General features: G+C 61.2%; 29 protein-coding genes and 1 tRNA gene. 20 read left to right on the top strand and 10 right to left on the bottom strand.

Features of this window, described 5'->3' with window-relative positions:
* Positions 1-60: 60 nt before the first annotated feature.
* The 4 genes from AACZ55_RS01890 (at position 61) to AACZ55_RS01875 (ending at position 1829) form a co-directional block, all read left to right on the top strand.
* Positions 61-372: a hypothetical protein gene (locus tag AACZ55_RS01890; RefSeq protein ID WP_338610236.1), complete on the top strand. Its 312-nt coding sequence runs from the start codon at positions 61-63 to the stop codon at positions 370-372.
* Positions 373-677: 305 nt separating this feature from the next.
* Positions 678-980, top strand: a complete 303-nt coding sequence (locus AACZ55_RS01885) for an EF-hand domain-containing protein (RefSeq protein ID WP_338610234.1) — start codon at positions 678-680, stop codon at positions 978-980.
* 142 nt (positions 981-1122) lie between these two features.
* Positions 1123-1545: a hypothetical protein gene (locus AACZ55_RS01880; protein WP_339642424.1), complete on the top strand. Its 423-nt coding sequence runs from the start codon at positions 1123-1125 to the stop codon at positions 1543-1545.
* Between the two features lie 152 nt (positions 1546-1697).
* The gene (locus AACZ55_RS01875; RefSeq protein WP_338610231.1) at positions 1698-1829 is read left to right on the top strand and encodes a hypothetical protein; all 132 of its coding nucleotides are present in this window, start codon (positions 1698-1700) and stop codon (positions 1827-1829) included.
* Between the two features lie 50 nt (positions 1830-1879).
* Here the strand turns inward: AACZ55_RS01875 and AACZ55_RS01870 are convergent.
* Positions 1880-1965: transfer RNA gene (locus AACZ55_RS01870), tRNA-Leu, on the bottom strand.
* A 153-nt stretch (positions 1966-2118) separates the two neighbouring features.
* On the opposite strand from AACZ55_RS01870, the gene AACZ55_RS01865 reads away from it, so the two are divergent.
* Positions 2119-2973 (top strand): LysM peptidoglycan-binding domain-containing protein, encoded by an 855-nt coding sequence (locus AACZ55_RS01865; RefSeq protein WP_339642420.1) that lies wholly within the window; start codon positions 2119-2121, stop codon positions 2971-2973.
* Positions 2974-2985: 12 nt separating this feature from the next.
* Here AACZ55_RS01865 and AACZ55_RS01860 read toward each other — a convergent pair whose 3' ends face one another.
* The 3 genes from AACZ55_RS01860 to AACZ55_RS01850 are packed head-to-tail and all read right to left on the bottom strand — an operon-like array spanning position 2986 to position 4528.
* Entirely contained in the window at positions 2986-3264 is a 279-nt protein-coding gene (locus tag AACZ55_RS01860) for a hypothetical protein (RefSeq protein WP_339642417.1), read from the bottom strand.
* Positions 3264-3758, bottom strand: coding sequence for a xanthine phosphoribosyltransferase (gene gpt / locus AACZ55_RS01855; RefSeq protein ID WP_338610227.1), 495 nt, complete (start codon positions 3756-3758; stop codon positions 3264-3266). The genes AACZ55_RS01860 and gpt overlap by 1 nt, the downstream gene beginning before the upstream one ends.
* A complete protein-coding gene (locus AACZ55_RS01850; RefSeq protein WP_339642413.1) occupies positions 3755-4528 on the bottom strand; it encodes a molybdopterin-binding protein in 774 nt (257 codons plus the stop codon). The genes gpt and AACZ55_RS01850 overlap by 4 nt, the downstream gene beginning before the upstream one ends.
* A 73-nt stretch (positions 4529-4601) precedes the next feature.
* Here AACZ55_RS01850 and sfsA point away from each other — a divergent pair, with 73 nt between their 5' ends.
* The 3 genes from sfsA to radC are packed head-to-tail and all read left to right on the top strand — an operon-like array spanning position 4602 to position 6888.
* Positions 4602-5303 carry a DNA/RNA nuclease SfsA gene (gene sfsA, locus AACZ55_RS01845; protein WP_339642410.1) on the top strand — a complete coding sequence of 234 codons (702 nt, stop codon included), beginning with the start codon at positions 4602-4604 and terminating at the stop codon, positions 5301-5303.
* Between the two features lie 32 nt (positions 5304-5335).
* The gene (gene map, locus AACZ55_RS01840) at positions 5336-6172 is read left to right on the top strand and encodes a type I methionyl aminopeptidase (RefSeq protein WP_339642407.1); all 837 of its coding nucleotides are present in this window, start codon (positions 5336-5338) and stop codon (positions 6170-6172) included.
* Complete coding sequence (radC, locus tag AACZ55_RS01835; protein WP_338610219.1) at positions 6169-6888, top strand: DNA repair protein RadC; 720 nt, start codon at positions 6169-6171, stop codon at positions 6886-6888. The genes map and radC overlap by 4 nt, the downstream gene beginning before the upstream one ends.
* A 58-nt stretch (positions 6889-6946) precedes the next feature.
* Here radC and AACZ55_RS01830 read toward each other — a convergent pair whose 3' ends face one another.
* A complete protein-coding gene (locus AACZ55_RS01830) occupies positions 6947-8128 on the bottom strand; it encodes a GNAT family N-acetyltransferase (RefSeq protein WP_339642404.1) in 1182 nt (393 codons plus the stop codon).
* Between the two features lie 131 nt (positions 8129-8259).
* On the bottom strand, positions 8260-8997 hold the full coding sequence (locus AACZ55_RS01825; RefSeq protein WP_339642401.1) for a cytochrome c biogenesis protein CcdA: 738 nt from the start codon (positions 8995-8997) through the stop codon (positions 8260-8262).
* Between the two features lie 145 nt (positions 8998-9142).
* On the opposite strand from AACZ55_RS01825, the gene AACZ55_RS01820 reads away from it, so the two are divergent.
* The 4 genes from AACZ55_RS01820 (at position 9143) to AACZ55_RS01805 (ending at position 13046) form a co-directional block, all read left to right on the top strand.
* On the top strand, positions 9143-9991 hold the full coding sequence (locus tag AACZ55_RS01820; protein WP_339642398.1) for a DMT family transporter: 849 nt from the start codon (positions 9143-9145) through the stop codon (positions 9989-9991).
* Between the two features lie 90 nt (positions 9992-10081).
* Positions 10082-10756, top strand: coding sequence for a ribulose-phosphate 3-epimerase (gene rpe / locus AACZ55_RS01815; protein ID WP_339642395.1), 675 nt, complete (start codon positions 10082-10084; stop codon positions 10754-10756).
* Between the two features lie 35 nt (positions 10757-10791).
* Complete coding sequence (gene purB, locus AACZ55_RS01810; RefSeq protein WP_339642393.1) at positions 10792-12096, top strand: adenylosuccinate lyase; 1305 nt, start codon at positions 10792-10794, stop codon at positions 12094-12096.
* Positions 12097-12494: 398 nt separating this feature from the next.
* Positions 12495-13046, top strand: coding sequence for an alpha/beta hydrolase (locus tag AACZ55_RS01805; protein ID WP_338610207.1), 552 nt, complete (start codon positions 12495-12497; stop codon positions 13044-13046).
* A 123-nt stretch (positions 13047-13169) separates the two neighbouring features.
* Here AACZ55_RS01805 and AACZ55_RS01800 read toward each other — a convergent pair whose 3' ends face one another.
* The 4 genes from AACZ55_RS01800 to AACZ55_RS01785 all read right to left on the bottom strand — a co-directional run bounded on the left by AACZ55_RS01800 (position 13170) and on the right by AACZ55_RS01785 (position 15291).
* A complete protein-coding gene (locus AACZ55_RS01800; protein WP_339642496.1) occupies positions 13170-13775 on the bottom strand; it encodes an ATP-dependent Clp protease proteolytic subunit in 606 nt (201 codons plus the stop codon).
* Positions 13776-14137: 362 nt separating this feature from the next.
* Entirely contained in the window at positions 14138-14452 is a 315-nt protein-coding gene (locus tag AACZ55_RS01795) for a metalloregulator ArsR/SmtB family transcription factor (RefSeq protein ID WP_338610201.1), read from the bottom strand.
* Positions 14453-14540: 88 nt separating this feature from the next.
* Positions 14541-14939, bottom strand: a complete 399-nt coding sequence (locus AACZ55_RS01790; RefSeq protein ID WP_339642390.1) for a DUF1801 domain-containing protein — start codon at positions 14937-14939, stop codon at positions 14541-14543.
* A 25-nt stretch (positions 14940-14964) separates the two neighbouring features.
* The gene (locus tag AACZ55_RS01785) at positions 14965-15291 is read right to left on the bottom strand and encodes a DUF1476 domain-containing protein (RefSeq protein ID WP_338610198.1); all 327 of its coding nucleotides are present in this window, start codon (positions 15289-15291) and stop codon (positions 14965-14967) included.
* A gap of 286 nt (positions 15292-15577) precedes the next feature.
* On the opposite strand from AACZ55_RS01785, the gene purC reads away from it, so the two are divergent.
* The 8 genes from purC to grxD all read left to right on the top strand — a co-directional run bounded on the left by purC (position 15578) and on the right by grxD (position 22197).
* Positions 15578-16342: a phosphoribosylaminoimidazolesuccinocarboxamide synthase gene (purC, locus tag AACZ55_RS01780; RefSeq protein WP_264227353.1), complete on the top strand. Its 765-nt coding sequence runs from the start codon at positions 15578-15580 to the stop codon at positions 16340-16342.
* Positions 16343-16401: 59 nt separating this feature from the next.
* Complete coding sequence (purS, locus tag AACZ55_RS01775) at positions 16402-16644, top strand: phosphoribosylformylglycinamidine synthase subunit PurS (protein WP_338610193.1); 243 nt, start codon at positions 16402-16404, stop codon at positions 16642-16644.
* A 317-nt stretch (positions 16645-16961) separates the two neighbouring features.
* Complete coding sequence (locus tag AACZ55_RS01770; protein ID WP_339642385.1) at positions 16962-18047, top strand: acyltransferase family protein; 1086 nt, start codon at positions 16962-16964, stop codon at positions 18045-18047.
* Between the two features lie 179 nt (positions 18048-18226).
* Positions 18227-18886, top strand: coding sequence for a phosphoribosylformylglycinamidine synthase subunit PurQ (purQ, locus tag AACZ55_RS01765; protein ID WP_339642382.1), 660 nt, complete (start codon positions 18227-18229; stop codon positions 18884-18886).
* Between the two features lie 61 nt (positions 18887-18947).
* Positions 18948-21158: a phosphoribosylformylglycinamidine synthase subunit PurL gene (gene purL / locus AACZ55_RS01760; protein ID WP_339642379.1), complete on the top strand. Its 2211-nt coding sequence runs from the start codon at positions 18948-18950 to the stop codon at positions 21156-21158.
* 46 nt (positions 21159-21204) lie between these two features.
* Positions 21205-21438 (top strand): BolA family transcriptional regulator, encoded by a 234-nt coding sequence (locus AACZ55_RS01755; protein WP_338610185.1) that lies wholly within the window; start codon positions 21205-21207, stop codon positions 21436-21438.
* Positions 21439-21445: 7 nt separating this feature from the next.
* Entirely contained in the window at positions 21446-21760 is a 315-nt protein-coding gene (locus AACZ55_RS01750; protein WP_338610184.1) for a DUF6665 family protein, read from the top strand.
* 101 nt (positions 21761-21861) lie between these two features.
* Positions 21862-22197 (top strand): Grx4 family monothiol glutaredoxin, encoded by a 336-nt coding sequence (gene grxD / locus AACZ55_RS01745; protein WP_338610182.1) that lies wholly within the window; start codon positions 21862-21864, stop codon positions 22195-22197.
* The last annotated feature ends 39 nt before the right edge of the window (positions 22198-22236 follow it).

The following is a 22236-nucleotide window of genomic DNA, read 5'->3' as shown; positions in this document are numbered from 1 at the left end:
CTGACGGTCCAAGCGGGTGTAGCTTTGCTCGACAACGGTTTTCCAGAATGGGAAATGGGCATGAAACTGCTGACTCGAAACGAACTGACGCTCATGCTGGTCTGGGCTTTCCACGACGAAAAAGTCGAGTCTGCGATCAATCCGCACGTCGACGCGCACACGCTTTATTGCAACGTCATGGCCCTGCCCGTGGCCGAGGCAGCAGCCGTGGTTTCCCATGCACGCTCCGGCAACGTCCCGCCATCCGACCCCGTCGCCCTTGCGCGCTGGACCCGTGGCCTGATGATGCTGCGTGAAATGCTGACCCAGCCCATGTGCACGCTCTCGATTGCCGAACCCGAACCCATGGTCCGGGCAAGCGCCGCAGCTTAACGAGTAAGGCAAGACCGGAACCCGCCGCCCAGATTGGCTTACCACCCAGGCCGCGTTGAGCCGACAAATCGGGGCTTTCGCTCCGTTTTCGTGATCGAATTCTCGCCACAGTGCGCCCGGTCCGACACAAAAAATCCCAACAAACTCCACTGCATAGCCGCAGCGAGGTCCAACCCCCGCCACTGCGCCTGCTCACGATGTGCTCACGGTTTCGCGATCAGCGGAATCGACGCCCGGCACCTGCCGAGCGATTTTTGAATGAATGGCCGGCCCCGTCCGGACCACATCACATGGAGCACAAAGCCATGAATAAGACAGTTCTTTCCCTTGCGACGCTTATTGGCCTTTCCGCAACCGGCGGCGCATTCGCACAGGCCCTCGATTTCAATTCGCTCGATGCCAACGCCGATGGCGTTATCAGCATGGAAGAGTTGCAGGTCGCGATTCCAGACCTGACCGCTGAAAGCTTTGCCATGCTCGATACTGACACCGACGGATCGCTCTCGGCCGAAGAATTCGCGGCGCTGATGCCGGCCACCGAAGCACCGGCCAACACCATGGAAGCACCGATGACCGATGCCCCCATGGAAGCGCCCGCGGCCCAGTAGGTTCCGAACACGGTCCTGGCGGCCCTCCCTTTCCGCCTGGATTTTTGGTGCAGACCTCCTCCCGGTCGGCCGTTCCGCGCTCGCGGGGCGGCCGATTTTGTGTCAGCATCGCGAACTGGCAACCAGGTTTCGGAGGACCATCATGCGAGGCCATCTCATCACATTGTGCGCTCTGGCACTCACCGCAACATTGGCTGCATGTTCAGAGAGCGAAGCGCCCCAGGCCGACGCGGAAGCCAGCGATTCCGAAGCGGCAGCCGAGCCCTCGCCCGAACCTGCACCGTTCTATGTCGGCCAGTGGGCCGCCGATCCGGTCTGGTGCACGGACCAGACCGACGGTTTTCCGATCACGATCACCGAATCCCGGTTCGAGGGTCGCGAGAATATCTGCGACATGACGCAAATCGAGACCACGCCCGAAGGCGGTGCCACCGCGCAGTTGGCGTGCCAATCGGAGGGCGAAACCATCCAGGAGCCGATCAGCTTCGCCCAGGCCGGCGAACAGATCGCGATTGTCTGGCCCGATCGCGGAACCGAGGCGACACTGTTTTCGCCCTGTCAATGAGGCCAGCCCGCGATAAATCTTGCGTTGCGTGGCGCCCTGCTCTAACTGTTCGCCTCCCTTCGATCTTCGCCGATTGAAGGCTTGGCCCGGTCGGAGATTCCACCTCCTGGCCGGGCCATTTATTTGGGCGGCACCGCAAAAGAGCGCACGAAATGAACTTCAAACTTCCAGATCATGCCGACCGCCGCAAAGCGTCCAATGACGCCAAGCGCGCCTTGCTGGATAAACTCAAGGCCAGCCGGAAAACCGGCAAGGCCGATACCGCGCAAAAAAGCACCAAATAGGCCGCCGGCCCGTCGGTAAACGCCGGGTCCTGCCCATTGTTTTGCAGAACTGGTGCGGGCGGCGGGACTCGAACCCGCACGGAGATACCTCCTCAGGATTTTAAGTCCTGTGTGTCTACCATTCCACCACGCCCGCGCAGCACAAACCTATAGGTTGCGGGACGAATTTTGGAAAGGTCTGCACGACACGCAATTCTGCTGTTCCGGCAATCTGTTCAAATCCCTTCGAAAAAGTGCAACAACTGTACCCTATTGGTGCTGTTTCTCACTTGCGATAGGAAGGTTCGTAATGCCGATCACGACCAAGCAGGGGCTGGTTTTTCTGGGGTTTCTCGCGGCCGCTTTTCCGGCCACCGCTGCCACCGTCACCGTTCAATCCGGCGATACCCTTTCGTCCATTGCAGCCCGTGAACTGGGCAACGGCCGCCTCTGGCCCGCCTTGTGCGAGGCGAATGCCGATGTGCTTGAGGGCGATTGCGACCAGTTGTCCATAGGCACTGTGATCTCTTTGCCCGGCGGTCCCGAATCGGAGGAAACCGAGGCTACCCAGGAGCCAGTCGAACTGCCGGCTCAACCGACGGCCGAAACACCAGATGAATCCGGTGTTGAACCAGCCCCCGAAGAAACAGCTGACCCCATTGCAGAACCGGCAGCCGAAGCGCCCGCCGCACCGGCTGCGGAATCGACCGGTGAAAGACCCGACCTGCCCGGCGCCTACGTCTTTGCGTGGAGCGATCTTCCCGATCGCACGGTTCCCAGAGGGTTCACCGTCGAACGGCGCGACGACGCTCTCCGCCTCTCCGGCAGCGTCGAGGATCCCCATTCGAGCGGCAAGACAGGCGGCATAGCGTTCCGCTTGCCCGATGAGGTTGAACAGGCCGCAAGCGGCAATGACATACGTGTCCATATTCTTGCCGCCCCCGTCGAGGGTACGAGTGCCGATATCGAAGTTGCCTATTCCACACACGAAGTCGGAAACAGCGGCTGGCGCCAGGTAACTGCGGGCGACGGCCCGGCCATGTTCCGTTATGCGGTCAGGGAAATCGAGCAGGGCAAAGGGGACTTTGTCGGCATTCTGCCCGATCCCGCCGGCACCGGACAGGTCATCGACCTTCTGGCGCTCTCGATCGAGATCGTGGACTGAGCGCGAGGGCGTTTATTCGCCCTTGTACCCGACCTCGATCCGGTCCAATTCTCCAGGCTTCATTGTATCGAGCCATTGGAGAAATTCGGCGCTGTCACGGAAACCGGCACGGCGGGCGTCCGCATCACCGACATCGTCGGGCCTGATCGGTGTGATACTGCCGATCTGCAAAACCCCGACCTTCGTCTTGAGTGTACCACCCGCCTTGACCGTGCGCCGCCGCCAGCGGCGGAACTGAAGCGTGATCTCGCCCGACTTTATCTTCTCGAGAACCTCGAGCTTGATCAGCATCAGTCAGTGCCGCCTGCAATGGGGGCGGCGTAGGTGAAGTCCAGATCCCATGGGAAGAAAATCCATGTGTCCTGGCTGACCTCGGTGATAAAGCTGTCGACCATATCGCGGCCCTGCGGCTTGGCATAGACCGTGGCGAAATGGGCGTTGGGCAGCATGTCGCGCACCGCGCGGGCCGTCGCGCCGGTGTCGACCAGATCGTCGATGATGAGCAGTTTTTCGCCCGACGCATCGGCCGCGATCAGATCGGAATTGATTGCCTTGAGCACCGTGATCTTGCCCTGGCTCTGATGATCGTAGGATTTGACCGAGACGCTCTCGATCACCCGAATGTTGAGTTCGCGCGCGATGATCGCCGCCGGCACCAGCCCGCCGCGGGTGATCGCGACGATCGAATGGAACGGCCCTTCGCTCGTCAGCCGCCACGCCAGCGCACGGGAATCACGGTGAAACTGATCCCAGGAAACCGGGAAGGATTTGTTCTGCGGGGTCATGCGTAAGGTTCCTTGGGCAAAACGATGTTCTTTTCGGCGTGAAGGCGATCGACCAGCGCCTGCACCTCGGCTGTCGCCTGTTCGAGCCGTTCAATATCGTGGCTGCGTAACACGAGATAGGTCATCACATGGGTATTGCCCATCTGCGGATAGGACCCGATCTTGACGTCGTCATAGCGCGACTGGATTTCGCCCAAGGGGTCGCCAACGGCGCCCTCTCCCACGGCGGCCGGCACCGTCCGGCTTTCCACCTTGCGGCCGCCTTCAAGCGTCGGCGCGATCGATTCGAGCATGGCCTGCATGATCTTGGGCACGCCCGCCATCACATGCACATTGCCGATGCGGAAACCCGGAGCGGCCGAAACGGCATTGACGATCAGATCGGCCCCGACTGGAATGCGTGCCATCCGCAGCCGGGCCGGCGTCGCGGGTGTGCCGCTTTCGGCCCAGCGCGCTTCGAGCATGGCCCGCGCTTCCTGGTTGATCGGCAAGTCGACCCCGAACGCCTTTGCTATGGCATCGGCGGTGATATCGTCATGGGTCGGCCCGATCCCACCGGTCGTAAAGACATATGTGCAGCGGGCGCGCAGCGCGTTGACGGCTTCGATGATCGCATCGGTGTCGTCGGAAACGATCCGCACTTCCCGCAACTCGATCCCCAGATCGGTGCAGAACTGCGCCGTGGTTGCGATGTTGACGTCCTTTGTCCGTCCCGAAAGGATTTCATCCCCGATAACGATCAGGCCGGCAGTGACTGCTGTTTCATTCATGGGTTCAATGCTCTAAACGGAGCGTCATGGATGCCCTTCCCGGTCCGGGAAATCAAGCAATTCTGGTGAGTTTATGCACTTTTCAGGGCCTTTGACCCGCGGCACGCTGATCAGGCGCTACAAGCGCTTCCTTGCCGACGTTACGCTCGAAGCCGGTGATATCGTTACCGCCCATTGCGCCAATCCCGGCGCCATGACCGGGCTCGCCATGCCCGGCCTGCCCGTCTGGCTCTCCAAATCGGACGATCCGAAACGCAAGCTGGCCCATTCTCTCGAACTGGTCGAACTGCCCACCGGCATTGTGGGCATCAACACCGCCCACCCCAACCGCATCGTCGGCGAAGCCTTGCGTGCCCGCGCCATTCCCGAGCTGGCCGCCTATGACGGCATAAGGCCTGAAGTGAAATACGCCGAAAAAAGCCGCATCGACTTCCTTCTGACCGGCCAAGGGCTGCCCGACTGCTATCTCGAGGTCAAAAACGTCCATCTGGTGCGCGCAGCGGGGCTGGCCGAATTTCCCGATTCGGTAACCACGCGCGGAGCGCGTCACCTGGCCGATCTGGCGCGCATGGTCGGGGAAGGCCACCGCGCGGTGATGCTTTATCTCGTCCAGCGCGGCGATTGCACTCAGTTCACCCTCGCCGCCGATATCGACAAGGCTTATGCCAGAGCGTTCGGCGAGGCGCGCGCGGCAGGGGTTGAGGCCCTGTGCTACGCCACCGATATAACGGCAGACGCGATCACCCTCGGAGACCCTCTTCCCATACGCGAGTGAGCCGATTACCTTGCCTCCAACAGGAGACCACAATGACCACCTACGTCGAAGCGGCGGCCAAGAAGAAACGCATGCCCGGTGTCATCCCGCTGCACGGCGAGGAGGGCTTCGCCGGCATGCGCAAGGCCGGCGCGCTGACCGCCGAAGTGCTCGATCTTATCGTTCCCATGGTCGAACCGGGCGTTCCGACTGCAAAGCTCGACCGCTTCGTTTATGAGTTTGCCCGCGACAACGGCGCCGCGCCGGCGACGCTCAACTATCGCGGCTACCGCTATTCCACCTGCACCTCGATCAACCACGTCGTCTGCCACGGCATGCCGGGCGAAAAGCCGCTGCGCGAGGGCGATATCGTCAATATCGACGTCACCCTGATCGTCGATGGCTGGCACGGCGATTCGAGCCGCATGTATCCGGTGGGTGAAATTTCCCGCAAGGCAGAGCGGCTGATCGAGATCACCTATGAAAGCCTGCGACTGGGCATCGAAGCGGCCAAGCCGGGCAACACCACCGGCGACATCGGCGCCGCCATCCAGCGCTATGCCGAAGGCGAGCGGGCCAGCGTGGTGCGCGATTTCGTCGGCCACGGGCTGGGCCGCCTGTTCCACGATGAACCCAACATCATGCATTTCGGCAATCCCGGCACCGGGGTCGAACTCAAACCGGGCATGATCTTTACCATCGAGCCGATGATCAATCTCGGCCGGCCGCAGGTCAAAATCCTCAACGATGGCTGGACCTCCGTCACCCGCGACCGCACGCTTTCGGCCCAGTGCGAGCATTCGATCGGCATAACCGAAACCGGAAACGAGATTTTCACGCTCTCGCCGCGTGGTCTGTTCAATCCCCTGGAGGCCCGCAACGATCCATGACGTCGAAACCGGGGGCAAGCGACACGAATGGATTGGCCGAAGCGGCGCCCGATTATCACGGGCATCGCGACCGGCTGCGCGAACGCTTTACCAAAGGCGGCTCAGCGGCACTGCAGGATTATGAACTGCTCGAGCTCTTGCTGTTCCGGCTCCTGCCTCGCCGCGACACCAAGCCCATTGCCAAGGCCATGCTCAAGCGCTTTGGCAGCTTTTCCGAAGCGATTGGCGCCCCGCCGCATTTGCTCGAGGAAATCGACGGACTGGGGCCCACAGCGATCACCGATCTCAAGGTCATCCTCGCCGCCGCCCAGCGCATCGGCAGGGATGCCGTACACGACCGCCCGATCCTGGGCTCGTGGACCGAGGTCATCGATTACTGCAAGGCCTCGATGTCATACGAAACGGTCGAACAGTTCCGCATCCTGTTTCTGGACAAAAAGAACAAGCTGATCGCCGACGAGGTGCAGCAGATCGGAACGGTCGACCACACGCCGGTCTATCCGCGCGAAGTCATCAAGCGCACTCTGGAGCTTTCGGCCACCGCGCTTATCCTTGTGCACAACCACCCGTCGGGCGACCCTGCGCCGTCGTCAGCTGACGTCCAGATGACCCGTCAGATCGCCGATATCGCCAAGCCGCTGGGCATCACCGTGCATGACCACATCATCGTCGGCAAATCGACCCACACCTCGTTACGCGGCATGAAGCTCTTTTAACTTCAGTTCTTTATCGCGACTTTCGGATTCACCGAGCCAACGCGACCCAGGCACACCATCATGTCCTTGCGGTCTGCACCCGGCCGCCCATGCGGCTGCGCAGCTTGCGATACATGTCGAACAGCGCCGGATGGGTCTTGATCGCGCCCTTTGCCCTCTCGCCGGCCGCCAGACCCGCCGCCGCAAGACGTCCGGTCGGGGTCAGCGCATGGGCGAACGCCATGAGCGGCTGTTTTTCATTGCACCAGAGGCGTTTTTCGTCGCTTTCGCCCTTGCCCATGTCGATGAACCGATAACCGCCGTCAAAACTTGCCTGCATGGCGTGCAGCAGATTCTGCTTGCCCGGGGAGCCAAACTGCATGTCCGGAGACGGATGCATGGAGGTGATGAGCGAATAAAGCCCCCCGCCCGCTTCGATGTTGTAGCGCACGGCGATCACTTGGCCGTCGAGGCGCAACACATGCAGAATGCCGTCGGCGCTCTGCATGGCGTGCTTGTAGAATGCCTTGACCGGGCCGTGGCGGAACGGGTCGCGGATGCCCTGGACCTTGAACCGTTCGGCCCTGTGGGCAAACATCGTATCGATAATTCCGTCCGCTTCCGCGCCGGCGGTAACGATCTCAAAATTCACCTCGCCTCGCCCGGCCAGCTTGCTGCCCTGCTGGCGGTCGACCTTGCGGCGGCGCTTGTCGCGGCGCTCGGCATCGCACGACGCCCAATCGTCATAGCGCGAAATGTGTATGCAATCGGCAAGTACCCGGCCGCCGAGCGCGGCGCTCAATCCGCTCGCCTGAGCAAGCGAGGCGGGCATATCGGGGAGATGAACCAGATCGCAATCGGCGAGCAACGAAAACCCCTGCCGCCACAGGCGAACCTGTTCGCCCTCGGCGACGGTCCGCCACCGTTCAAGATCGATCAGCGGCGCGTAAGATCCCAGATGATCCCCGGTGAACCAACTCGCGACACGGAGCCCATAGGCGCGCTTTCGCATCAACGGCAGCAAGGCGACCGGCACGCCCGCCAGCGAGATGACGATAAACACGCAATCGGCACTCCCGAGCGCGCCCGCCTCTATCCATGTGCTGATCAGCCCGTATTTCTGCGAAGCCAGGGTGCAGTGGGCATTTTCCAGCCGCTGCCAGGCATCGGCCACGTCTTCGATCCTCTGGTGCACGCTGACAGATGCACGCGCCGAAACCGACTCCGGCGCTGCGTTCACCATGGCAGAAAGTGCCGACATTGCTGCTGATCCCCCAATTGATCCAGACAGGACATTGGACCCAAGGGGTAAACTCGCGGTTTCGTGATCGCGTCGTGTTGCGCCAAAATCGGCACTAGCCAAATTTGTCTATGGCTATGGTTAAGCGAAGCCTAGCCGAATTTGCTCAGGCCTTCGAAATTGGCCTGCAGCCAGAAGGCCAATCGCGTGAAATTGCCCGTAAGAAAGAGAATGCCGACCAGGACCAGCAAGGCTCCCATCACCTTCTCGACGGTACCCAGATGCTTTTTGAACCCGTCGAAGAAAGACAGGAACGGCCCGAGCGCCAGGGCCGCAAGAATGAACGGCACTCCCAGTCCCGCCGAATAGACAGCGAGCAGCGCGGCACCTTCCCAAGCGGTCTGCTGGTTGGCGGCAACGGTCAGGATGGCGGCGAGGATCGGCCCGATACATGGCGTCCACCCGATGGCGAACGCCAGCCCGAGAAGGAATCCCCCCAATGGCCCACTGGCCATTTTCGGGCCTTCCATGCGGAACTGCCGATATAGCCACGAAATCCGGAAGATGCCGAGAAAGTGCAGGCCCACGACGACGATGACAATGCCCGCAAGTGGCATCAGGATGGGAAGCGCGCGGCGCAAAGCCTGTCCGAAAAACGTCGCCGTCGCGCCGAACGCGATAAAGATCAGCGAAAAGCCCAGAACGAAAGCCAGTGCCGTCACCAGCGTCCGGCCATAAAGCCGCCCGCCCGCGACACCCTCTTCGCGCAACCGCTCGAAGGTCGCCCCCGACATATAGGTGAGATAGGCCGGAACCAGCGGCAGAACGCACGGGCTGAGAAAACTCAGTATCCCGGCACCGAACACCACAGGCAATTCAAATCCGAACATTTCCGCTCCCGAAAACCGATGGGGGACTTGTAACGGCGTGCGGACGGTGCGCAATGGCTCGTTTTGTCTCATCGCAACGTTTTGATGATCGATGGCGGTTCGCCCCGTTTGCCGCTAGCATGGCAAAACGGGTGGAGAGATTGGCATGCGCATCATCATATTGACGGGCACCGCCATGCTGGCCTTTGCGGCCAATTCCGTTCTTGCCCGCCTTGCGCTGTCAGACGGCGCAATCGATGCGGCAAGCTACACGGGCATCCGGCTGCTCGCCGGCGCCATGCTGCTTTACTTCCTGCTGTTTTGGGGACCCGGAACGGCTGGCGCCCGCAGGATGGGCGGCAGTTGGGCCGGCGCTGCCGCATTGTTGGGCTACGCCATCGCGTTCTCGGTTGCCTACCTCATGCTCGGTGCCGGCCTGGGCGCGCTTATCCTGTTTGCCAGCGTTCAGATGAGCATGCTCGGCTGGGCCATCATCAAGGGCGACCGGCCCGGAGCAATCGAATGGACCGGGATCGGACTGGCGGTTGCATCCCTGGTGTATCTGGTTTCTCCGGGGCTGACGGCACCCCATCCGTTCGGCACCGTCCTGATGGCACTGGCCGGGGCATCCTGGGCCGTCTATTCGCTGATCGGCCGCGGATCGCGCTCGCCACTCGCCGATACCACGGGCAATTTCGTGCGCTGCGCGCCCATTGCCGCTGGTCTGGTGGGCATCGGGCTTTGGACGACGCCCGTTGCACCGACCGGGGTCGCCTACGCCATAGCGTCCGGCGCCATCGCCTCGGGGCTGGGCTACGCTGTCTGGTACACGGCGCTGCCCGCACTCTCGCGGGTTCAGGCCTCGACGGTGCAATTGACGGTTCCCGCAATTGCCGCGGCCGGCGGTGTCCTCATCATAGGCGAAACGATTACGTTGCGGCTCGCGCTCGCTTCGATCGGCATTCTGGGCGGCGTGGCCCTTGCGCTTTTGGCCGCCGAACGCCGCAAGCGGTGAGCAAACAGCCACATCAGACCTTTTGGGACTAGGATTCCGGCCCCCGCCATACTAACAAGCCTGCCAACAGACCACTATCCGGGGTTCGCCGTGACCAGCCATCCCATAAAGATCGCCCCCTCCATCCTGTCGGCAGACTTCTCCCGGCTGGGCGAGGAAGTCCGCGCCATCGATCAGGCCGGCTGCGACTGGGTGCATGTGGATGTAATGGACGGCCATTTCGTCCCCAACATTTCCATCGGCCCGCTGATCGTCGAAGCGATCCGCCCGGTCACCGGCAAACTGCTCGACGTGCATCTGATGATCGCGCCGGCGGATCCATACCTCGAGGCCTTCGCCAAAGCCGGTGCCGATCTTATCACCATTCACGCCGAAGCCGGCCCCCATCTCGACCGCTCGCTTCAGGCGATAAAGGCACTGGGCAAAAAGGCTGGCGTGGCGCTCAACCCGGCTACGCCGGTTTCCACGATCCAGCACGTCATCGATAAGCTCGATCTTATATTGATCATGAGCGTCAATCCCGGTTTTGGCGGCCAGGCCTTCATCCCCGAAGCCATTGCCAAGGTCGAACAGGCCAAAAGTCTGATCGGCGATCGCCCCATCGACATCGAGGTCGATGGTGGTGTCGATCCCACAAACGCCGGCGCACTCGCCAAAGCCGGCGCCACAGCGCTGGTCGCGGGCTCTGCCGTTTACAAGGGCAATGACGCCGCCACCTACGCCCCCCGCATCAAAACCATCCGCGACGCCGCGATGGCCCGATAATCTGAATCAATCTTTGAACGACGGACCCTAAACCCATGATCCCGCGCTATTCCCGCCAGCAGATGGTCGACATCTGGTCACCAGAGACCAAGTTCAAGATCTGGTTCGAGATCGAAGCGCATGCCACCACCGCGCAGGCTAAACTCGGCGTCGTGCCGCAGGCCTCTGCCGATGGAATCTGGGCCAGGGGCAAGGACGCAAAATTTGACGTTGACCGGATCGACGAGATCGAACGGGAAGTCAAACATGACGTCATCGCCTTCCTGACCCATCTCGCCGAAATCGTCGGTCCCGAGGCCCGGTTCGTCCATCAGGGCATGACCTCGTCCGACGTGCTCGACACCACGCTCTCGGTCCAACTCGCCCGCGCCGCCGACCTGCTGCTTGCCGATCTCGACGCCCTGCTCGCAGCGCTCAAAAAGCGCGCCTACGAGCACAAGAACACCATCACCATCGGCCGCAGCCACGGCATTCACGCCGAGCCGACCACGTTCGGGGTCAAACTCGCCCAGGCCTATGCCGAATTTTCCCGCTGCCGCGACCGGCTGGTCAACGCCCGCGCCGAAATCGCCACCTGCGCGATCTCAGGCGCTGTGGGCTCATTCGCCAATATCGATCCCTCGGTGGAAGAATATGTCGCCGAGCAGATGGGCCTTGCTGTCGAGCCGGTTTCGACCCAGGTCATTCCGCGCGACCGTCACGCCATGTATTTCGCAACGCTCGGCGTCATTGCCTCGTCCATCGAGCGTCTGGCGACCGAAATCCGCCACCTCCAGCGCACCGAAGTGCTCGAGGCGGAAGAATTTTTCTCAAAGGGTCAGAAGGGCTCGTCGGCCATGCCGCACAAGCGCAATCCCGTGCTGACCGAAAACCTCACCGGCCTCGCCCGCCTCGTGCGCGGCATGGTGACCCCGGCGCTAGAGAACGTCGCCCTCTGGCACGAACGCGACATTTCGCACTCCTCGGTCGAACGCATGATCGGCCCTGACGCGACAGTGACCCTCGATTTCGCCCTGGCCCGCCTCACCGGCGTCATCGAAAATCTCGTGGTCTATCCCGAGACCATGAAGGCCAACATGGACAAGCTCGGCGGCCTGCACAATTCCCAGCGCTTCCTGCTCGCTCTTACCCAGGCCGGCATGAGCCGCGAGGAAAGCTATTCCGCCGTGCAACGCAACGCCATGAAGGTCTGGCGCGGCGAAGGCAAGTTTCCCGATTTCCTCAAGGCCGACCCCGATGTTTCGGCCAAGCTTTCCGACGAACAGATCGATGCCAGTTTTGACGACGCCTATCACCTCAAGCATGTCGACACGATCTTCAAACGCGTGTTCGGCGAATAGAGCGGCTCCAGCAAAAGTGGAAACGGTCTTGCGGTTCGGACACGCGACAAACAAAGCATCTAGCGATAATCCCGCCACGTCCGGCGCGTTTCTTTCGGCTCCAATCCCACATCCACCCGCAGCGTGTCGGGCACAGCTTGTGCCCGGCCCCGCCGCTCACTGAAAACAGGAGATATCCTGAGCATGGCAAGGATGCTCCCGGCCCGGCTTGCCTTGAGTGCGCGGCTTTGGGCCATTTTCCATTCCGTCATTTGTCCGCTCTCCGTTGCAATAAGAACATAACAGAAACGCCCTGACAGCCTGCGTCAGCAGTCCCGTCAAAACGACAAGCCTGCAGTCGCCCCTCCAGCCGAGCGGCCCCTTGCGCAACTGCCGGAAATCCACCAAGTAATCGTGCTATGAAAACCGCAGACGCCGACATCCTCATCATCCCCGGACTGGGTCATTCCGGCCCCGGCCACTGGCAGCACCGCTGGGTCGAAAAGATCCGCAATGCAAAATTCGTCGAACAGGACGAATGGGAAGCCCCAACGCTCGCCGGCTGGCTCGAAACCCTCGAACGCGAGATCATGATGGCCACGCGGCCTGTGGTTCTGGTCGGCCATTCGCTCGGCGTTCAGACCATTGTTGCCGCGAGCCAGACCCAGGCCGATACCAAGGTCAAAGGCGCCTTTCTCGTTGCCCCGCCCGATGTCGACGAGCACCCCGACGTCCCGGAAGCGACCTCGCCCTTTCGGGGTCTGTCCTCCGACCCGCTCAGATTCCCCTCGATGCTGGTCGCGTCTTCCAACGATCCCTATTGCAGCGTCGAACGCGCCGCCGAATTTGCAGCCCGCTGGGGCTCCGATTTCCATGTCGCGGGCGATGTCGGCCATATCAACATCGAATCCGGCCACGGTCCGTGGCCCGAAGGGTTGTTGATGTTCACCCGGCTGATGAGCCGGATATAGCCGCAGCGGCGAGCAGTTGGGTCAGGGCGAGTCGAAAAAGGCGATCTTCGAGAACCGGAGCGGAGCGTACTTCAAAGTACGTGAGCACCGGAAGCGCAGGAGATTGCGTTTTGCAGACCGCCATCACCCAACTGGCGGGCGCTCGGTCATGATCGTATCGATCAGCCCCCATTCCTTGCCTTCCTGCGGCGTCATGAACCGGTCGCGATCGAGCGTTCTTTCCACCTCGTCATAGCTGCGTCCACAATGTTGGGCGTAGAGCTCAATCATCCGCTTCTTGGTGCGCTGCATTTCATCGGAATGGATCAGCATGTCGCTGGCCTGCCCCTGAAACCCGCCCAAGGGCTGGTGCACATGCAGGCTGGCATTGGGCAATGCGGCGCGGAAACCGGCTTCCCCGCCCATCAGAAGGAACGAACCCATCGACCGCGCCGTGCCCATGCACAGCGTATGCACCGGCGAGCGGATGAACTGCATGGTGTCGTACATGGCCAGCCCGCTGGTCACCACGCCGCCATAGGAGTTGATATACATCTGGATCGGCTTTTTCGTGTTTTCGCCCTCCAGAAACAGAAGCTGCGCGCAGACCAGCGAGGCCATCGCATCGTTGATCTCGCCATTGACGAAAACGATTTTCTCGCGCAGCAGCCGCGAATAGATATCGAACGAGCGCTCGCCACGCTGGGATTGCTCGACCACCATGGGGACGAGTTGCATCGTGTCGCGCATGGGCGACCTCCATTGCTTGGTACTGATAGGAATTAAAGAGGGCCTTAGGCGGCCAGCATCATCGTCTCGCCATTTGCATTGGCGGCAGCCGGCACCGCGACCACAAGACGCTGTATGATTTCGAGCCGCGTGCCCCCCCGAGCCGTCGGCGGCTATCTGGAAGGTGACGACGCTTTCCTCATGCGGGGGTGCACTGTCGCGCATGCGATAGCTCACAGCGCTTCCCTCTTCGAGAGCCAGCGGCTCGTCCTGCGCAAGATCGGTGCCCGGCAGCCAGCGTTCGCGATACTGGGCGATGGAGACTGCGCGCCAGACCTTTTCCGGCGGCGCATCGAAGCTAAATTCCATCTCGATCGTCTCGCTCATTGATCCATCTCCCTCAAAACCTCATCCAGATCGGCCATCCGGCTCGGCCAGTAGGCCCTGTATCGCGACAGCCAGGCCCCGATCCGACCGATACCGGCCGGATCGACTTCGTAATTGACGAACCGGCCATCCCGCTCCTGCCGCACCAGCCCCGCTCCGACCAGAACGCCAAGATGCTGGCTCATCGCCGGCTGGCTGATGCCGAAGCCCTCGCGCAGCCCGCTTGCATTGGCTGGCCCGGCGCTCAGCCGCTCGAAGATCGCGCGGCGTGTGGGATCGGCCAGTGCCCTGAAAAGAGAATCATCATCCATGCCAACAGATAAGCATACACTTATCTGTTTTGCAATAAAAAACCCCGCGCCGAGTACGCGGGGCTTTCAGATAAGCCTGGATCAATCCCTAGATCAGCCGCTCCAGCTTTCGCTTCTTGATGAGATTTTTGTAGTCCCACTGGATCGTACGGGCTTCTTCCAGCCACTGCATCAGCGGGCCTTCATCCACCTCCTCGGCCCGCGTGAAGCGGGCTTCGGCCGCCTTGAAAGTGCCTTCAGGCGCCAGTCCCGGGGTCTCGAAGGATTGCCCGCTCCAGAACAACAGCCGCACACAATGCTTGAGCTTGCTGTACCCAACGATCGGGTTGCCGGCCAGAAACCATACCGGATGGGCGTGCCAGATCTTGCTTTCGGCCTCGGGCAGCACCCGGTCGATGACGCCGCGCAGTTGCTCGCAGATCGCGCGATCCTCATCGGTCTGGACCGCGTGATAGCCGGCAATGGTCTCGTGCCTGATGCCTTTCATGGCGCCTGCCCTCCGAGCCGGAACCTCAGGCCTCGGCCAGCACCTCGGCCCGCGCCTGAATATCGAACTGGGCGATCTTGGCCTCGATGGTCTTTTCGTCGATCTCGATATTCTTGGCCTCGAAATCGGCCTTGATCTTGCGCGCGACGTCGGCCGGGCCGGCCTCTGTCATGTCTGCGGCGATCACTTCGGCAACATAATTGGCAATCGCATCGGCCTCGGTCACGCCCATTTCGGCGCTGGCCCAATGCGCCAGATGCTTGTTGCGGCGCGCTTCGGCCTTGAATCGCAGCGATGCGTCATGGGCGAATTTGGCTTCCTCGCCCCTCTGGCGTTCGTCGAATGAAGACATTTCTCGGTCCCTCGGCTTGTTTGGTTTTCCGGTACTGGCCGCCACGCGCGGTTTACGGTTTGAAATAGGCTCTATCGCCCCCAAAATCAACGTATTGCACGCCCGCCAGACGCCTGCGTAAACCCTTATCGCAGTTTTTGCGCAACAGGGGGCGGAATCGCGATATGTAGAGCGTGAATGGTTTGGCCCGCCCCATGAAAGGGCTTGCATTGGCCACCCAAAAAGGCGCATGAGTGCGCCCAAATTCCGACCCGCTTAACCACGCAATCTACGGGACACCGTCGAAATGAACCGTCGTCGCAAGATCTACGAAGGCAAGGCCAAAGTGCTCTATGAGGGCCCCGAGCCCGGCACGCTGATCCAGCACTTCAAGGACGACGCCACCGCCGGTAACGGCGCCAAGCACGAGATCATCGATGGCAAGGGCGTCCTCAATAACCGGATTTCCGAGTACATCTTCACCAAGCTCAATACGCTCGGCATCCCCACCCATTTCGTGCGCCGCATCAACATGCGCGAACAGTTGATCCGCGAAGTCGAGATCATCCCAATCGAAGTGGTCGTGCGCAATGTCGCAGCGGGATCGCTCTGCAAGCGTCTGGGCCTTGAATCGGGCACCCAGCTTCCCCGCTCGATCATCGAATTTTACTACAAGGACGATGCGCTGAACGATCCCATGGTCTCCGAAGAGCACATCACCGCCTTCGGCTGGGCCAATCCCCAGGAGCTCGACGACATCATGGCGCTCGCCGTGCGCGTCAACGATTTCCTGACCGGCCTGTTCATGGGCGTCGGCATCCAGCTTGTCGATTTCAAGATCGAATGCGGCCGCCTTTATGAGGGTGACCTCATGCGCATCGTGCTGGCCGACGAAATCTCACCCGACAATTGCCGGCTATGGGACATCAAGACCCGTAACAAGCTCGACAAGGACCGCTTCCGCGAAGATCTTGGGGGTCTCGTCGATGCCTATCGCGAAGTCGCCCAGCGTCTCGGCATTCTCGTCGAGGCAGACAACGCGCTGACCACCGGTCCCCGGCTGGTTCAGTAACCGGAGTTTTCCCGGGATAACGAAAATTCTTCCGCCCAACCAAAAGGCCAAACGGAACCATGAAAGCCCGCGTCATCGTCACTTTGAAAACCGGTGTCCTGGATCCTCAGGGACAGGCCATCGAAGGTTCACTCGAAGGTCTCGGCTTTGCCGGAGTCGAGTCCGTACGGCAGGGAAAGGTGTTCGATCTGGAACTTTCGGCCACCGATCCCGTTAGTGCGAAAACGGAAATCGAGAGGATGTGCGAAAAGCTTCTCGCCAACACCGTGATCGAAAATTACGCCGTAGAGATCATCGGTTAACCTCTGCCATTTAAATTAAATCCCGCGCAATTTGTCGCGTCCGCGCGCCATGGAGTATGCCTCGAAATGCTGAAGACCGTTTCCCTTTCGGCCCTGTTCTTTCTCGCCATCGGCGTAATGGTTGCCGCCTACGGCACCGTTCCGGTGGTCTGAACACCCCACCCGCCCCCGGGCGGCACGATTTTTCGCGAAAAGGCCGGAGCATCCCTCCGGCCTTTTCGCATTCTTAACCACGCTTCCAGTTGTTATCATTGGTGAAAGGCGCCGTTTAGTGCCTTGAACTATGATCGCCCCAAATCTTGCTTTGGGGACGCGATATGACTGACACTGCCAAACCACGCCACGCCTGGGTCGATGTGGCCAAGGGCCTTTCCATCATTCTCGTTGTGATGATGCATTCAACCTACGGCGTGGGCGAAGCGACCGAGCGCGTCGGCTTCATGCACTACATTCTCGGCTTCGCAACCCCCTTCCGCATGCCCGAATTCTTCCTCGTTTCGGGGCTTTTCCTTTCGGCGGTCATCGCCCGCCCCTGGCGCAATTTCACCGACCGGCGCGTTGTCCACTACCTCTATTTCTATGCGCTCTGGGCCGTGATCCTGATCGCCTTCAAGCATCTGATCGTCGACCGCGACCCTGCCGGCACGCTCGCCCTCATGGCCAGCGCCGTCTACGAGCCCTATTCGATCTTGTGGTTCATCTATGCCTTGGCCATCTATGGCCTGATCGCCAAGTTGCTCTTTCAGTTGCGTGTACCCCACATCGCCGTGCTGATCGTAGCTGCCGCAGCTTCCATCGCCCCGGTCGCAACGCCAATTTCCATCGTCAACTACGTGGCCGAGTATTTCGTCTATTTCTACGCCGGTTACGCTCTGGCACCGGCTATCTTCAAGCTGGCAGACTGGATCCAGTCCCATCCCGCCCTCGCCGTTGCAGGGCTTGCAGCCTGGGCACTGGCCAATGGCGCTCTGGTGTTCTCGCCGGGTCATTCGGTCACTTATGGTGTGGTGACCAGCGGCGTCGACAACATCCCCGGCGCCCATTTCCTCATGGCCATGGCCGGTGCCACCGCCATCTGCGCGGCCGCAGTGTTGCTCGCCCGCCTCGCCGCCATGGACTGGCTGCGCTGGATGGGTGCCCATTCCATCGTCATCTATCTCAGCTTCGTCATCCCCATGGGCAGCTTCCGTACGATACTGCTGCGCTTCGTTCCCCAGATCGATGCGGGTATTGCCAGCCTTGCCTGCCTGATCGTCGCAGTCGTCTGCCCCCTCATCCTCTATTGGATCATCGGCAAGACAGGCTTGGGCAAGTTCCTCTTCGAACGGCCCGCCTGGGCGCACCTGCCCGGCGCACCCGGCAGCCGCTGGGCACAGCGCCCGGCTCCCGCCCCGGCCGAATAGGCTCACTTCAACGCTGAGGGGCTTTAAGACCACATATCGGGTTCGGAAGCGCGACCACGCGAACTTGAAGGGGATTCGTATGTGAAAGCGTACGAATCCCCTTGCTTTTTGCGGCCAGAATCCCGACAAGACGGCCATCCGGTGCCAGCCCCAATATCGAAAAAGCGAGACCCAGCGCGATGAAGTCCGCAGTCGTTGTCTTTCCCGGCCTCAACCGCGAACGCGACATGATCGCGGCGCTGACAAAGATTGGCGGCACGCCGCCCGCTGTCGTCTGGCACAAGGATGCCGAACTGCCCGATGTTGACCTGATTGTCATTCCCGGCGGCTTTTCCTACGGCGATTACCTGCGCTGCGGCGCCATCGCCGCCCGCTCGCCCATGATGGATGTGATCCGCGAACGGGCCGAAAAAGGCGTTCACGTCCTCGGCGTCTGCAACGGCTTTCAGATCCTGACCGAAGCCGGGCTCCTTCCCGGCGCGCTGATGCGCAACGCCTCGCTCAAATTCGTTTGTCGCGAGGTCAACCTCGAAGTCGCCAACGCCAACACCGCTTTCTCGCGCCGCTATGAGCAGGGCCAGGTGTTCCGCTGCCCTGTCGCCCACCACGACGGCAATTACTTCGCCGATAACGATACGATCGCCGCGCTTGAGGACAATGGCCAGGTGGTGTTCCGCTATACTGCGGAAACCAACCCCAATGGCTCGATCAACAACATCGCCGGCATCACCAACGCCCGCGGCAACGTTCTGGGCCTGATGCCCCACCCCGAAAACCTGATCGAACCTGCCCATGGCGGCGAGGACGGCAAGAACCTGTTCGCCGGCCTTCTCAACTAGAGTGTCCGCACACCAGGTGGAAATGCTCAACGCCCCGGTTCCTCATTGACGACTGGCTGAAATGACCCTCCGCAACGATATCGAAATCACCCCCGAACTCGTCGCCAATCACGGCCTCAAGCCCGACGAATACCAGAAGATTCTCGACCTGATCGGGCGTGAACCGACGTTCACCGAACTCGGTATTTTCTCGGCCATGTGGAACGAACACTGTTCCTACAAGAGCTCGAAAAAATGGCTCAAGACCCTGCCCACAAAGGGCCCGCGCGTGCTGCAGGGGCCGGGCGAAAATGCGGGTGTTGTCGATATCGGGGATGGTCAGGCGGTCGTCTTCAAGATGGAATCGCACAACCATCCGTCCTTTATCGAGCCCTATCAGGGCGCGGCAACCGGCGTGGGCGGCATTCTGCGTGACGTCTTTACGATGGGCGCCCGCCCCATCGCGGCGATGAACGCCCTGCGCTTTGGTGAGCCCGATCACGAAAAGACAAAGCACCTCGTCTCAGGCGTGGTGGCCGGTGTCGGGGGCTATGGCAATTCCTTCGGCGTCCCGACCGTTGGCGGCGAAGTCCAGTTCGATGCCCGCTACAATGGCAACATCCTCGTCAACGCCTTTGCCGCCGGCCTTGCCGATGCCGACAAGATCTTCCTCTCCGAAGCCAAGGGCGTCGGCCTGCCTGTCGTTTATCTCGGCGCCAAGACCGGCCGCGATGGCGTCGGCGGCGCCACGATGGCCTCGGCCGAATTTGGCGACGACATCGAGGAAAAGCGCCCCACCGTCCAGGTCGGTGACCCCTTCACCGAAAAGCGCCTGCTCGAAGCCTGCCTCGAATTGATGAAAACCGGTGCGGTGATCGCCATTCAGGATATGGGCGCGGCAGGGCTCACCTGTTCGGCCGTCGAAATGGGCGCCAAGGGCGATCTGGGGATCGAGCTCAATCTCGATGCCGTACCCGTGCGCGAAGATCGCATGACGCCCTACGAGATGATGCTCTCGGAATCCCAGGAGCGCATGCTCATGGTTCTGCATCCCGAAAAGGAAGCCCAGGCCCGCGCCGTGTTCGAAAAGTGGGAACTCGATTTCGCCACCGTCGGCAAGACCACCGACGATCTGCGCTTCCGCGTGTTGTTCCAGGGCGAAGAAGTGGCCAACCTTCCCATCAAGGATCTGGGCGACGAGGCTCCCGAATACGACCGCCCCTGGGTTGTCCCTGCTCTGCCCGCCCCGCTCGACCCGGCGACCGTACCGGACGCAGATATCGCTGACGCCCTGCTGGCGCTGCTCGGCTCGGCCAATCACTCCTCGCGCCGCTGGGTCTATGAGCAGTACGATACGCTCATCCAGGGCAATTCGCTCCAGACCCCGGGCGGCGATGGCGGCGTGGTCCGCGTCGAAGGCCACCCCACCAAGGCGCTGGCCTTCTCCTCGGACGTCAATCCGCGCTATTGCGAAGCCGATCCCTTCGAGGGCGGCAAGCAGGCCGTTGCTGAATGCTGGCGCAACCTGATCGCGACGGGCGCCGAACCGCTCGCCGCCACCGACAATCTCAATTTCGGCAATCCCGAACGCCCCGAAATCATGGGCCAGATCGTCCACGCCATCAAAGGCATCGGCCAAGCCTGCACCGCGCTCGATTTCCCCATCGTTTCGGGCAATGTCTCGCTCTATAACGAAACCAACGGCCGCGGCATCCTGCCCACCCCCACCATCGCCGGCGTCGGCCTGATCGAAGACAATGCCAAGATGGCCCGCTCCGGTTTCGCCCGCGAAGGCGATGTCATCGTCCTGATCGGCGCGCCGGAAAATTGGGGCAGCCATCTCGGCCAATCGGCCTATCTGCGCGACGTTCTGGGCCGTCGCGAGGGCACCGCGCCCTATGTCGATCTCGATCACGAGAAAAAGGCCGGGCTTTTCGTGCTTTCCCTCATCCGCGCGGGAAAAATCCGCTCGGCCCACGATCTGTCCGACGGCGGTCTCGCTCTGGGCCTCGCCGAGGCAGCGATCAAATCGGGCATCGGCGCTGAGATCGCCGCACCCGAGCACGAGACGCCCGCAACCTGGTTCGGCGAAGATCAGGGCCGCTATATCGTCACGGCCTCCGCCGACCTGGCCGGGGAAATCGTCGCCGGATCGCCCGTTTCCGCCACCATTATCGGCGCCACGGGCGGCGATACCTTGAAGCTTGGCGCGGCCCGGTCCATATCGGTCACAGACCTCAACGCCGCCTATGAAGGCTGGTTTCCGACCTTCATGGGCGCTACAATCAACTAGGTTCCGACGTGCTCACCACAGCACGACAAGAAAGAAAGTGCCTCACATGCCAATGGATGCAGCCGAAATCGAGACCCTTATCAAACAGGCGCTTCCCGATGCACAGGTTGATATCCGCGACCTGGCCGGCGATGGCGACCATTACGCCGCGACCGTCACCTCTGAAACCTTCCGCGGAAAATCCCGCGTGCAGCAGCATCAGCTTGTCTATCAGGCGCTAAAGGGCAATATGGGCGGCGAGTTGCACGCTTTGGCGCTGACCACCAACGCGCCCGATTGATCCTGAAATGAGCTTGCGCGACAGCCTCGATCTCATCAAGGCCGTCAATCCCGAAGGCGGCCACGCCGTTCTCGAAAACGAGATCATGGGCGAACGCGCCGCCTCGCTCGGCGCCGCCGAACAGCGGGTGGCCAAAACCGTCGCTGCCTATAATGCCGCTACGCCCGGCCAGCGCACTGACCAACTCACCGCCGCGCAAAATGCCGTCTGGGCCTATTTCGTCCAGCGTGAGTTGTGCGGCTTCAAGCGCCATCAGGACGTGATCGCCGCCTTCGCCATTCCGCGCGAAGTGCTCAACGGGCTTGGCGCCGTTCACCGCTGATTTGAACACGGTGACCTCGACATGGCCACCATCATCCCCTATCTATCGGGAAACGCCGATCAACGCCCCGAACCTCCCCAACGGGCCGAAAGGACATTTTGATGAGTGACATCAACGCATTTATCGACGAACAGGTGAAGTCCAACGACGTCTTCCTGTTCATGAAGGGCACGCCCGATTTTCCCCAGTGCGGATTTTCCGGACAGGTGGTCCAGATTCTGAGCTATCTCGGCGTCGATTACAAATCCGCCAACGTTCTTGAAACCGACGAGCTGCGTCAGGGCATCAAGGACTATTCCAACTGGCCCACAATTCCCCAGCTTTACGTCAAGGGCGAATTTGTCGGCGGCTGCGACATCATCCGCGAGATGTTCCAGGCCGGCGAACTCCAGACCCATTTCGAAAACGCCGGCATTCCGGTCAAGCAGACCGCCTGATCGGCCGAACTGTCGCCATTTGAACGGCCTCAAGCCATG

This window comes from uncultured Pelagibacterium sp. (assembly GCF_963972885.1).
GTDB classification, from domain to species: domain Bacteria; phylum Pseudomonadota; class Alphaproteobacteria; order Rhizobiales; family Devosiaceae; genus Pelagibacterium; species Pelagibacterium nitratireducens.
The sequence above is the reverse complement of the archived record's forward strand: the minus strand, read 5'-3'. Positions and strand labels throughout refer to the sequence as shown.